Raw genomic sequence first — 12,330 nt, 5'->3', positions numbered from 1 at the left:
GTTACTCAATCACCCGGGGTACCAGGAAACAGCCGTCCTCGCTGGCCGGCGCGAGAGGCAGGACCTTGTCGCGCACGTCCGGTTCGGTGACCCGGTCGTCGCGCAGGGGCTGGCTGACCTCGAGGGGGTGGGCCAGGGGTTCGACCTGGTCCACGTCCGCCTGCTGGAGCTGGTCGACCATGCCGAGGATGTCGTTAAGGCGGGCGGACAGCTCCGCGGTCTCGCTGTCGTCCACCCGCAGGCGGGCCAGGTGGGCCGCGCGCGCCACCACCTTGGAATCAATGGCCATGGGCGTTCTCCGCAAAGGCTGGGGAAGGGCGCAAAATTACCACAGACCGGGGCGCGGACAAACCGTGAAGAGCGTATGGGACCGGGTTCGCTTGCCGAAACCCGGCGCCGTTGCTAGAGTTGCGCCATTCTGTTGCAAGGGCGTGAACAGGCCCGCCGGCAACACCCTCTTTTCTCCACGACCCTCAGGAAACAGGCCAGGATGTCCGTGATTAAGCGCATTCGGGGGATGTTCTCCACCGATCTTTCCATCGACCTTGGCACCGCCAACACCCTTATTTACGTTCGCGGGCGCGGTATCGTACTGGATGAGCCCTCGGTGGTGGCCATTCGTCATCATGGCGCGCAGAAAAGCGTCGCCGCCGTGGGCGCCGACGCCAAGCGGATGCTGGGGCGCACCCCCGGCAATATCACCGCCATCCGCCCGATGAAGGACGGCGTGATCGCGGACTTCGACGTCACCGAGAAGATGCTGCAGTACTTCATCAAGAAGGTGCACGACACCGGCTTCTTCCCGCCGGCGCCCCGGGTGCTGGTGTGCGTGCCCTGCAAATCCACCCAGGTGGAGCGCCGCGCGATCCAGGATTCCGCCTTCGGCGCCGGCGCCCGTGACGTCTATCTGATCGAAGAGCCGGTGGCGGCCGCCATCGGCGCCGGCCTGCCGGTGGAAGAGGCGCGCGGCTCCATGGTCGTGGATATCGGCGGCGGCACCACCGAAATCGCCCTGATCTCCCTCAACGGCGTGGTCTATTCCGAATCCGTGCGCACCGGCGGCGACCGCTTCGACGAGGCCATCGTCGCCTTCGTGCGCAAGGAATACGGCTCGCTGATCGGCGAATCCACCGCCGAGCGCATCAAGCACGAGATCGGCACCGCCTATCCCGGCGGCGAGATCCTCGAGATCGACGTGCGCGGCCGTAACCTGGCCGAGGGCGTGCCGCGCCAGTTCACGCTCAACTCCGAGGAGATCCTGGAAGCCCTCAAGGACCCCCTCTCGGTGATCGTCAACGCGGTCAAGAACGCGCTGGAAGCCTCGCCGCCGGAGCTGGCGTCGGACATCGCCGAGCGCGGCCTGGTGCTGACCGGCGGCGGCGCGCTGCTGCGCGACATCGACCGCCTGCTCACCGAGGAAACCGGCCTGCCGGTGATCATCGCCGACGACCCGCTGACCTGCGTGGCGCGGGGCGGCGGCAAGGCCCTTGAGCTGATGGATACCCAGGGTCTGGACATGCTGGCCATGGGCTAACGGTTCCCACCGCCGCCCATGTATTCCGCCAACCCCACCTACCGCCTGCTGATCGCGCTGGTGCTGGCCGTCGTTCTGATGGCCCTGGACCAGCGCAGTAAGTGGGTGGAGCCGCTGCGTTACGGCGTCGGCTATCTGACCGCCCCGGTCCACTACCTGGCCCACCTGCCGGTGGATTCCGCCCGCTGGCTGGGGCGCCTGTCCGAAACCCGTTCCAACCTGATGGAATCCCGCGAGCGCCTGGAGCGCCAGGTGCTGATCCTGGAGCAGAAGGTCCAGCGTCTGGCGGTGCTGCAGGCGGAAAACGTGCGCCTGCGGGAATTGCTCAACTCCTCCGCCAATCTGGACGCGTCGGTGCTGGTGGCGGAGATCATCGGCGTCGACCCGGACCCCAACCGCCAGGAGCTGGTGATCAACAAGGGCGGCCAGGACGACGTGCTGCAGGGTCAGGCGGTGCTGGAATCCCAGGGGCTGATCGGCCAGGTGGTGGAAGCCGGGCCGCTGTCCGCCCGGGTGCTGCTGATCACCGACGCCAGCCACGCCATGAGCGTGCAGGTGAACCGTAACGGGGTGCGCGCGATTCTGGCCGGCACCGGGCAGGGCAGCCGGCTGCGGCTGCTGTACGTGCCCGATACCGCCGACATCAAGGAGGGTGACCTGCTGGTGTCCACCGGCCTCGGCCAGCTCTACCCGCGCGGCTACCCGGTGGCCCGGGTGAGCCGGGTGAGCCACCAGTCCGGCGCCGCCTTCGCCGACATCGAGGCGCGCCCCACCGCCCGCCTGGACCGGGTCAGCCATGTGTTGCTGGTGCAGTCCATGGAACCGGTGTCGATCCCGGACGTGGCCCCCGAGTCGCCTTCCGATGAGCCGACGCCCGAGGAGCTGCCCGATGATGAATAACGAGCGGCCGGCCGGCACCGGCGTGATTCTGGTGACCTTCGTGGTCGCCGCCCTGCTGGAAGTGATCCCCCTTAACCAGACGCTGGACTGGGTGCGCCCGGAATGGATGCTGCTGGTGCTGCTGTACTGGGTGCTGTCGCTGCCGCACCGCATCGGCGTGCTGTGGGGCTTTCTGGTGGGGCTCTACCTGGACGTGCTGGTGGGCGCCACCCTCGGCCAGTGGGCCCTGTCCTACGCCTTCGGCGCCTACTTCATGCTGGCCGCCTACAAGCGCATGCGGGTGTTTCCGCTGCTGCAGCAAAGCGCCGTGGTGTTCCTGCTGGTGGGCTCCGCCAATCTGATCGCCTACCTGGTGCAGGAGTCCGTCGGCCGGACCCTGTATCCTCCCTATACGATTCTCTATTCCGCCGCCGCCAGCGCGGTGCTCTGGCGGCCGCTGTGCACGGCGCTGCGCTGGACCCAGCACCGCTTTCTGGTGCGCTGACAGCGCGGCCCCGTTGAGCCCCCGGAACCAAGGAGCGCTCCATGCTTTACCTCGCATCCGGCTCGCCCCGGCGGGCGGAACTGTTGGCGCAAATCGGCGTGCCCTTCACGGTGCTGAAAGCACCGGGCATTGACGAAACCGTCCACGCCGGCGAAGCCCCCCGCGACTATGTCGCCCGCATGGCGCGGGAAAAAGCCGCCGCCGGCCGGGCCGCCGCGCCCGGCCCGGAGCCGGTGCTGGGCGCCGACACCGCGGTGGTGCTCGGCGAGCGGGTATTGGGCAAACCGGACAACGACGACCAGGCCCTGGCCATGCTCCGCGACCTGCAGGACCGGGAACACCGGGTGCTCTCCGCGGTCTGCGTGATGGCCGGCGACACCCCGCGCCTGGCGCTCTCCGAGACCCGGGTCCGGCTGCGCGCGCTCGACGATGAGCGCCTGCGCGCCTACGTGGCCACCGGCGAAGGGCGCGATAAAGCCGGTGCCTACGGCATCCAGGGCCTGGGCGCGGCCCTGGTGGCGTCGCTGAGCGGCAGCTACAGTGGGGTGGTCGGCTTACCCCTGGAAGAAACGGTGCCGCTCCTGGAATGGGCCGGCGTGCCCTACTGGCAACCCTGTTGATCGACTGAGGCCACGGTGAAAAACGAAAGCCCTCGCTGGAGATCCCCCCTGCGTGGCCGGCTATGGTGGCTGGTGGCGGTTCCGGTGCTGTTGCTGGCGGCCTACGTGGTGGTGGCGCGCCAATTGATGCTGCTGGTGCCCGATTACCGCCAGGAGCTGGAAGCGGTGCTCGAGGAGCACCTCGGCTTCGCCATCGTAATCGAGCAGCTGGACGGCAGCATGGACGGCCTGACCCCGCGCTTCGAAGTGCGCGGCCTGACCCTGCCGCACGCGGAAGGGGAGCCGGCGCTGCGCCTGGACCAGGTGTCCGCCAGCGTGTCGATTCTGCCCACTTTGTTCCACCGCGATCTCTACCTGCGGGAATTGCGCATCAAGGGCGTGGACGTGCACCTGGTCCGGGGCGAGGACGGCGGCATCCGCCTGCGCGGCCTGGAAGCGCTGCAGGACCGGGAGCAGGGCGACCCGGCCGACAGCCTGCGCGCGCTCTACCGGCAGCAGCGCATTCTGGTGGAAGACGCGCGCTTCTCGCTGGACTGGCCCGGCCTGCCGCCGCTGGCGGCGTCATCCCTGACCCTGGCCGTGGACAACAGCGGTGACGGCCATGCGGTGTCGGTGCGGGTGGAAGCCCGCGACCGGCCGTTCTCGGTGGACGCCCGCCTGCGCGTGGATGGCGACCCGCTGAGCCTGGACCAGCTCAATGCGCGCGGCTATCTGGACGTCAACGGCGAGCGCCTGCACGAATGGTTGCCCGAAGCGCGGGACTGGCCGCTGGATCTGGCCGGGCTGGACGGCCGGGTGCGCGCCTGGACCGCCATTTCCGGGGGGCAGGTGCGCTCCGCCCAGGTGCGCCTGGGCGCGCCGTCCGTCACCCTTACCGACGGCGACCAGCCGTGGCCGCTCACCGATATCAATCTGGACGCGCAGCTGAGCCGGCGGCCCAACGGCGACGGCCAGCTGTCGGTGACCGCGCTGAGCGGCCAGACGCCGGCCGGCGCGGTGGCACCGGGCCCGGTGGCGCTCCGTTGGCGGATCGGCGAAGGCGGCGCGCACTGGCGTTTCCAGGGCGAGGATCTGGCGATCCACGCGCTCAGCCGGCAACTGTCGGAGTGGCCATTCGTGCTGCCCGAGGGGCTGGGCACCATCCGCGACCGGTTGCGCGAGCATCAGCCCCGGGGCGTGCTGCAGCAGCTCTATCTGGCCGGCGTGGAAGGCCGCGTGGACGCCATCCAGGCCCGTTTCGCCGGCCTCGCCGGCGACGCCCTGGACCGGGTGCCCGGCGCCCGCGGGCTGAACGGCTGGGTGGCCGGCGGCCCCCGCCACGGCGTGGCGCGCGTCAACGGCGACCCGCTGCAGCTCACCGTGCCCCGGCTCTACGATCACCCCCTGAGCACCCGGTTCAACGGCGTGCTGCGCTGGTTCAGCGACGCCGGCCGCTGGTCGGTGGAGACCGGCACCCTGATGGCCGCCAACGCCGACGCCCGGGGCGTCGCCATGTTCCGGCTGGAGGGCGGCGACGGCCTGCCGGTGCCGGAGCTGCGCCTGCTCGCCGACCTGCACGACGGCGACGCGGCGCGGGCGGCGCACTACATTCCCATGGAAAGGCTGCCCGACCCGCTCAGTGAATGGCTGGCCCAGGCGTTCCGTGGCGGGCAACTGGACGAAGGCCGTTTCCTCTACCGGGGGCCGATTAAAATCGACCCGCAACGGCAGCAGGACCGCACCTTCCAGATGCGCTTCCAGGGCCGGGATATGGCCCTGTCCTTCCTGCCCGACTGGCCGGTGGCCACCGGCATTCAGGCGGACGTGCTGATCGACGGCCGCGAAGTCAGCGGCCGGGTCGCCGGTGGACGCCTGTTCGACAGCGAACTGAGCCGGGTCACCGTGGACCTGCCGGCGGTGGACGATCCCTCGCGCCGGCACCTGGTGATCCAGGGGCAGGTGCAGGGCCCGGCCACCGATCTGGACCGTGTTTTCCACGACACGCCGCTCGCCGGGCAACTGCCCGACGGGCTGCTCGGCTGGCGGTTCCGCGCCGGCCAGGTGGGCGGGCACCTGCTGCTGGATCTGCCGCTCACCAAAAACGGCAGCGAGCCGATGGTGATTGTCGACGGCCGGGGCGACGGCGTCACGCTGGCCAATGAGTCCCTGGATCTCACCGTCACCGATGTCACCGCGCCGGTCTATTTCCACCTGCGCGAAGGCATCAACATGCCCAGCCTGGAGGGCAAGGCGTTGGGCGGCCGCTTCACCGGCTCCTGGCTGACGCGGGGGCCGGACAGCCAAATGCAGCTCACCGGCGCCTTGCCGGTGGCGCGGCTGCGCGACTGGTCGGGGATGGACTGGCCGGTGCCGGTGAGCGGGCGGTTGCCGCTGGAGCTGGACCTGGGCATGCCCTGGCGGGGCATGCCGCTGCGCGTGGAGGCGCGTTCCACCCTGGAAGGGGTCAAGGTGGACGCCCCCGCGCCCCTGGGCAAAAGCGCCGGCAGCGTGCGCGGCAGCCGGCTGGTGTGGCGCGCCGGCCGCGAGCAGAGCCTGAGCGTCGACTACGGCGAGGTGGCGCGCGGCCGCTTCCGCACCGGCGACAACTTCGCCGGCGCCCTGGGCCTGGGCGGCGTGGCGCCGCCGTCGCTGCCCGAGCGGGGGCTGGTGATCGAAGGCCGGGCGGAGCGCGCCAGGGCCGCCGACTGGCTGGACTTCGTGCAGGGCCTGAACAAAGGCGGCGGGCAGGGCGACGGTGGCCCCGTGTCGCCGTCGTTGGTCCGCCGCGTGGCGGTCACGGTGGCCGATCTGGACCTGTTCGGCGTGGCCCTGTCGGACGCCCGGTTTATCGCCGCGCCCCACCAGAGCGGCTGGGAATTCAATATGGCGGCGCCGGCTCTGGCCGGCACGCTGCGCCTGCCCGCCAACTATCGGCCCCGGGGCGACCGGCCGATGACGCTGTCCATCAGCCGGCTGCGGCTGCCGGATAATCCGCTCACCGGTGGCGCCGACGGCGAGGCGGGCGACAACGGCCGGCGCCCGTCGCCCACGGACGTACCGGTGATGGACGTGACCCTTACCGACGCCCGCATCGGGCGCGAAGTGCTGGGCGACTGGTCCACCCGCATCCGCCCGGTGGACGGCGGCGCGCGCGCCGAGGCCCTGCGCGGCGAATGGCGCGGCGTCCAGGTGGACGGCAACCTCACCTGGACCGAGACCGGCGCGGGCGCCCAGCGTACCCGTTACCAGGGCAGCGTGGTTTCGGGCGATCTCAAGGACACCCTCACCGCCTGGGGCCTGCCGGTGTTGCTGGAAAGCGACGACGCCCGCGCCACCCTGGATCTGTCCTGGCCGGACTGGCCGCTGAGCCCGGACTATCTGGCCCTGACCGGCGACGCCCGGCTCGACATCGGCGAGTGCCTGATTCCCGATCCGCAAAAGCGCACCTCGGTGCTGCGCGTGCTGGGGGTGCTTAATGTGGCCAATATTCAGCGCCGGCTGCGTCTGGACTTCTCCGATCTCTACCAGGAGGGTCTGAGCTGCGATTCCATCAAGGGCGACTTCGTGTTCGACGGCGCCGCGCTCACCGCCCGCGACGTGTCCATCGAATCGCCGTCCGCCGCCTTCGAGATCAACGGCCAGGCCGATCTGGCCGCGCAGACCCTCAATCAGGAAGTGGCCATGACGCTGCCGCTGTCCAGTAACCTCTACGCCGGCTGCATCGCCGGCCCGGCGGTGTGCGCCGGTATCTTTGTGGTGGAACGCCTTTGGGGTGATAAGCTGGATAAGACCACCACCATCACATACCAGGTATCCGGCCCCTGGCAGGATCCCCAGGTGAAGGAGACGGAGGGCTTTCTTGAGTAACAGGCAGGACGCAACGGCGCGTTGTCGCGTGGCCGCCGTGCAGATGACCAGCGGCGCCGACACCGACGCCAACCTGCGCGCCGCCGGCGAGGCCCTGGCCCGCGCCGCCGAGGGCGGCGCCGAGCTGGCGGTGCTGCCGGAGAACTTCGCCGGCTACGGCGTCGACTACCGCGCCCTGGGCGAGCGCTACGGCGAACTGTGCGGCTGGCTGATCGAGCGCGCCCGGACCCTGGGCCTGTGGGTGATCGGCGGCAGCATCCCGGCGCTGACCCGGCCCGGCGGCGAACCGGTGCCGGCGCCCCGGGTGCGCACCCGCAGCGTGCTGGCCGGCCCTGACGGCGAGATCACCGCCCTCTATGACAAACTGCACCTGTTCGACGCGGACGTGAGCGACCGCCAGGGCCGGTACCGGGAATCGGACGTGTTCGAGCCCGGCGACCAGGCGGTGGTGGCCACCGCCGCCGGCCTGCAGGTGGGCCTGGCGATCTGCTACGACCTGCGTTTTCCGTTGCACGCGCGGGTGCTGGCGGACCGGGGCGCCGGTCTTATCGTTTATCCCAGCGCCTTCACCGCCACCACCGGCGCCGCGCACTGGGCATTGTTACTGCGCGCCTGCGCGGTGCAGAACGGCTGCTACGTGCTGGGCGCCAACCAGTGCGGCCGGCACAGCGAGACCCGCGCCAGCTTCGGCCATTCCATGCTGGTGGACCCCTGGGGCCGGGTGGTGGCCGGCTCCGAAGGCGACCAGGCGGACCGCCCCGGCGTGGTGTTCGGCACCGTCGACCCCGCCGTGCTCGATCAAGTACGCTCCGGCCTGCCGGTGCACACCCATCAACGATTCAAGGTGAACGGTCCTTATGATCTCTAACCAACGGACCTCCGACAGCGAACGGCTTTCCCTGGCCTCGGACATTCTGCTGGCCCCGGCCCAACTGGGCACCGACCAGCTGCAGAGCCTGCTGGGCGGCAAACTGGCCGGGCGCGCCGACTACGCCGACGTCTACTTCCAGCACAGCCGCCACGAGGCCTGGATTCTCGAGGACGGCCTGGTGCGCGACGCCAGCTTCAACCTGGAGCGTGGCGCCGGTGTGCGTCTGGTCAGTGGCGACAAAACCGGTTTCGCCTACAGCGACGACATTTCCCTGGACGCGCTCACCCAGGCGGGCAGTGCCGCCGCCGCCATCGGCCGTCAGGGCAAGGACCAATCGGTGCGCATCGGCGCCGCCAAGACCATGCCCGCCCGCTATCCGGCGCTGGACCCGCTGCCCGGTTGGAGCAGCGAAATGAAGGTGGCGCTGCTGCAGGAGATGGACCGCCTGGCCCGCTCCCTGGACCCGGCGGTGAAGGAAGTCACCGTCAGTTTGAGCGGCGAGCAGGACGTGGTGTTGGTGGCTGCCACCGACGGCACCCTGGCGGCGGACGTGCGGCCGCTGATCCGCTTCAATATTTCCGTGATCGCGGAACGGGGCGGCCGCCGCGAGCGCGGCAGCGCCGGCGGCGGTGGCCGGGTGGCCTACGACTGGCTGCGCCAGGACGGCCGGCTGGAAGCCTGGACCCGCGACGCGGTGCGCCAGGCGCTGCTCAACCTGGACGCGGAACCGGCGCCGGCGGGCACCATGCCGGTGGTGCTAGGTCCGGGCTGGCCCGGCGTACTGCTGCACGAAGCGGTGGGCCACGGCCTGGAGGGCGACTTCAACCGCAAGGGCACCTCCATGTTCGCCAAGATGATGGGCCAGCAGGTGGCGTCCAGCCTGTGCACCGTGGTCGACGACGGCACCCTGCCGGACCGGCGCGGCTCGCTCACCGTCGACGACGAAGGCACCCCGGGCGGCTACAACACCCTGATCGAGAACGGCAAGCTGGTCGGCCACATGCAGGACAAGACCAACGCCCGCCTGATGGGCGTGGCACCCACCGGCAACGGCCGCCGCGAATCCTACGCGCACCTGCCGATGCCGCGCATGACCAATACCTACATGCTGCCCGGCGAATCCGACCCGGAAGAGATTCTCGCCAGCCTGGACCGGGGCATCTACGCGGTGAACTTCGGCGGTGGCCAGGTGGACATCACCTCCGGGCGCTTCGTGTTCTCCACCAGCGAGGCCTACCTGGTGGAGAAGGGCAAGATCGTCTGCCCGGTGAAGGGCGCCACCCTGATCGGCAGCGGCGCGGAAGTGATGAATCGCATCTCCATGGTCGGCAACGACCTGGCCTTGGACAGCGGCATCGGCGTGTGCGGCAAGGACGGCCAGTCGGTGCCGGTGGGCGTCGGCCAGCCCACCCTGCGGGTGGACGCGTTGACGGTGGGCGGCACCGCCTGATGCCGGTGTCGGTTCCCGAAGTACTGGCGCGCATGCGCCTGTTCGACGGTCTTAACGCCGAGGAGCTGGCTGTGGCGGAGAAGCTGGTGTTCGTTAATCGCGCCGCCGCCGGCGACACCGTTTGCCGCGAGGGCGACCGCAGTGACTTCCTCTGTTTCGTGGTGCGCGGCCGCCTGGACATCCTCAAGGCGCAAAACGCCAGTGGGGCGGCCGTGATCGCCCATCTCAACCCCGGTGATTCCCTCGGCGAAATGGCGCTGGTGGATCACCAGCCCCGTTCCGCCACGGTGCGCGCCGCCGAGGACACCACCCTGGTGGTGCTCACCCGCAAGGGCTTCGAGCAGCTGCGCCGCCGGGAACCGCGCGCCGCCGCCGTGCTGATGGAAAACATCGCCCGCCTGTTGTGCGAGAACCTGCGCCAGACTTCTTCCCGCCTCGCCCAGTTCATGCCCCCGCTGGGCTAGCCAGCCTTGTGGGAGCTTGCCTTGCAAGCGAAAGGGTGGCTCTAGCCACCCGGCGGGATTCCAGAGACGCTGATGGTGCTGCCCTTAGAGGAGTCTCTGGCATCCTGCCGGGAGCTTCGCTCCCTTTCGCGGGCTGGGCCCGCTCCCACAATTAGTAAAGCGGGGCGTTCTTTTCGAGGTCGTTGAGTAGGCTCTGGAAGCGTTTGCGCTCGCGCTTGAAGCGGGCGCGCTGGTCGGCGTCGGCGGCGTCCGGGTCGGCGGGGCGGGCCTTGATCAGATTGCGGGCCTGGTTGCGCAGCGCCTGGCGATCCCCCTCCGGGTATTCGGTGAGCACCTGCTGCAGCACCGGCTCCGCCTCCTTGGGGCCGTCGCAGGCGGCGATCTGCTCGGTCCAGTGTTGCAGGCGCTGCTGGCGCAGCGGGTTCTGCAGGGCTTCCACGGCGCTGACGATTGCGTCGCTGTCGGCGTCGTAGATCAGGCGGCCGATGAACAGCGCATGGCGCCGGCGGGCGTCCAGGTTGGTGATGCGGCGCGCTTCGTCGAGCGCTTTCTCGAGGCCGTCGGTGAGCGGCAGGCGGGCGCGCTGCTCCGGTTTCAGGCCCATCAGGGTCAAGCCCACTTCCTGGAGTGCCTGCATATCCTGCTTGCGGCGTGTTTTGCTGGCGGGGGTATCGTTATACTCGGTCATGATTCCAGGGAAGCAGCGCTTCCAATAATGCATTGAATGGAAAACGTATTTTATGTCCGAAAACGCCAGCGTGACAGCGAATCTCGGCCCGCAGCATCTGGGGGCCGCCCGCGACACCGTGGCACAGGTGCTGGAAGAGGCGAAACGCCAGGGCGCCAGCGCCGCCGAAGCCCAGCTGAGCCTGGCCCAGGGGTTGTCCGTGGACGTCCGTCTGGGCGAAGTGGAAACGGTGGAATTTCACCGCGACCGGGGCCTCGCGGTGACGGTGTTCTTCGGCCAGCGCAAGGGTCAGGCGTCCACCTCCGACGACAGCCCGCAGAGCCTGCGCGACGCGGTGGCCGCCGCCTGCGCCATCGCCCGCCACACCGAAGAGGACAAGTACGCCGGCATCGCCAGCCCCGAGCAGCTGGCCGACCGGATACCGGACCTGGACCTGTACCACCCCTGGGCGCTGAGCACCGAGCAGGCCATCGATGACGCCCTGCGCTGCGAAGCGGTGGCCCGCGACGACGAGCGCATCGTCAACTCCGAGGGCGCCTCGGTGTCCACCGGCAGCAGCCTGCGGGTGCTGGGCACCAGTGCCGGCTTCCTGCAGGGCTACGCCGGCACCATGCACTCGCGCAGTTGCGCGGTGGTGGCCGAGGACGACCAGGGCATGCAGCGTAATTTCTGGTACGACGCCGGCCGCCGCGCGGATTTGCTGGCCTCCGCCGAGCAGGTCGGTGAGCGGGCCCGCGAGCGCACGCTGGCGCGGCTGGGCGCGGAAATCCCCGACACCGCAGAATTGCCGGTGCTGCTGGCGCCGGAGATCGCCGCCGGCCTGCTTGGCCATTTTATCTCCGCGATCAGCGGCGGCAGCCTCTACCGGCGCGCCTCGTTTCTGCGCGACCGGCTCGGCGAGCGGCTGTTCCCGCAAGGCATCGATGTGCGCGAGCAACCGCTGCTGCCGGGCGCCAACGGCTCGGCGCCGTTCGACGGCGACGGTCTGGCGACGCGGGACCAGGCGTTCGTGGAAGACGGGGTGCTGCGCCGCTACGCGCTGGGCCTGTACGCCGCGCGGCGGCTCGACATGGCGCCCACCGGCAACGGCAGCGGCGTGCACAACCTGTCGATCTCGGATACCGGCGAGGATTTCGACGCCCTGGTGCGGCGCATCGACCGGGGTATTCTGGTCACCGAGGTGATGGGCCAGGGCGTTAATCTGGTCACCGGTGATTACTCCCGGGGCGCCTCGGGTTTCTGGATTGAGAACGGTGTCATACGCAAACCGCTTCAGGAGTTTACCATTGCCGGGAATCTGGGGGAGATGTTCGCCGGCATCCAGGGCAGTGGCACGGACGTGGACCGCCGCGGCAATATCGCGTGCGGCTCGCTGTTGCTGAGCCCGATGAAAATCGCCGGCGCCTGAGGTCGCCGGCGGCGTCACCCGCCATTTTTTCTATTGGTTGTTAATTCGTTTGAAACTCAGGGGAA

Annotated in this window: 11 protein-coding genes; 9 read left to right on the top strand and 2 right to left on the bottom strand. The window is 69.6% G+C overall.

Annotation, left to right across the window (positions count from 1 at the left end; translation table 11 throughout):
• Position 1 precedes the first annotated feature (1 nt).
• Positions 2-289, bottom strand: a complete 288-nt coding sequence (gene gatC, locus ACMG4O_RS15045; protein ID WP_067604856.1) for an Asp-tRNA(Asn)/Glu-tRNA(Gln) amidotransferase subunit GatC — start codon at positions 287-289, stop codon at positions 2-4.
• Positions 290-496: 207 nt separating this feature from the next.
• On the opposite strand from gatC, the gene ACMG4O_RS15040 reads away from it, so the two are divergent.
• From ACMG4O_RS15040 to ACMG4O_RS15005, 8 genes are read left to right on the top strand one after another with little or no spacing between them, the layout of a single operon-like run.
• Complete coding sequence (locus ACMG4O_RS15040; protein WP_067604874.1) at positions 497-1,534, top strand: rod shape-determining protein; 1,038 nt, start codon at positions 497-499, stop codon at positions 1,532-1,534.
• An 18-nt stretch (positions 1,535-1,552) separates the two neighbouring features.
• The gene (gene mreC, locus ACMG4O_RS15035; protein ID WP_142948938.1) at positions 1,553-2,434 is read left to right on the top strand and encodes a rod shape-determining protein MreC; all 882 of its coding nucleotides are present in this window, start codon (positions 1,553-1,555) and stop codon (positions 2,432-2,434) included.
• Positions 2,424-2,918 (top strand): rod shape-determining protein MreD, encoded by a 495-nt coding sequence (gene mreD, locus ACMG4O_RS15030; RefSeq protein ID WP_228547871.1) that lies wholly within the window; start codon positions 2,424-2,426, stop codon positions 2,916-2,918. The genes mreC and mreD overlap by 11 nt, the downstream gene beginning before the upstream one ends.
• A 41-nt stretch (positions 2,919-2,959) precedes the next feature.
• Positions 2,960-3,538: a Maf family protein gene (locus ACMG4O_RS15025; RefSeq protein ID WP_142948937.1), complete on the top strand. Its 579-nt coding sequence runs from the start codon at positions 2,960-2,962 to the stop codon at positions 3,536-3,538.
• A 15-nt stretch (positions 3,539-3,553) separates the two neighbouring features.
• Complete coding sequence (locus tag ACMG4O_RS15020) at positions 3,554-7,384, top strand: YhdP family protein (RefSeq protein ID WP_414434092.1); 3,831 nt, start codon at positions 3,554-3,556, stop codon at positions 7,382-7,384.
• A complete protein-coding gene (locus tag ACMG4O_RS15015) occupies positions 7,377-8,252 on the top strand; it encodes a carbon-nitrogen hydrolase family protein (protein WP_414434091.1) in 876 nt (291 codons plus the stop codon). The genes ACMG4O_RS15020 and ACMG4O_RS15015 overlap by 8 nt, the downstream gene beginning before the upstream one ends.
• Positions 8,242-9,705 carry a metalloprotease TldD gene (tldD, locus tag ACMG4O_RS15010; protein WP_194855052.1) on the top strand — a complete coding sequence of 488 codons (1,464 nt, stop codon included), beginning with the start codon at positions 8,242-8,244 and terminating at the stop codon, positions 9,703-9,705. Before ACMG4O_RS15015 ends, tldD begins: the two co-directional genes overlap by 11 nt.
• On the top strand, positions 9,705-10,169 hold the full coding sequence (locus tag ACMG4O_RS15005; RefSeq protein WP_414434090.1) for a cyclic nucleotide-binding domain-containing protein: 465 nt from the start codon (positions 9,705-9,707) through the stop codon (positions 10,167-10,169). The genes tldD and ACMG4O_RS15005 overlap by 1 nt, the downstream gene beginning before the upstream one ends.
• 151 nt (positions 10,170-10,320) lie before the next feature.
• On the opposite strand, the gene yjgA is transcribed toward ACMG4O_RS15005, so the two are convergent.
• Positions 10,321-10,857, bottom strand: a complete 537-nt coding sequence (gene yjgA, locus ACMG4O_RS15000) for a ribosome biogenesis factor YjgA (RefSeq protein ID WP_214012208.1) — start codon at positions 10,855-10,857, stop codon at positions 10,321-10,323.
• A 52-nt stretch (positions 10,858-10,909) separates the two neighbouring features.
• Here yjgA and pmbA point away from each other — a divergent pair, with 52 nt between their 5' ends.
• The gene (gene pmbA, locus ACMG4O_RS14995; RefSeq protein ID WP_142948930.1) at positions 10,910-12,265 is read left to right on the top strand and encodes a metalloprotease PmbA; all 1,356 of its coding nucleotides are present in this window, start codon (positions 10,910-10,912) and stop codon (positions 12,263-12,265) included.
• Positions 12,266-12,330 lie beyond the last annotated feature (65 nt).

The organism is Alloalcanivorax venustensis (assembly GCF_047495515.1).
Taxonomy (GTDB): Bacteria; Pseudomonadota; Gammaproteobacteria; order Pseudomonadales; family Alcanivoracaceae; genus Alloalcanivorax; species Alloalcanivorax venustensis.
The sequence above is the reverse complement of the archived record's forward strand: the minus strand, read 5'-3'. Positions and strand labels throughout refer to the sequence as shown.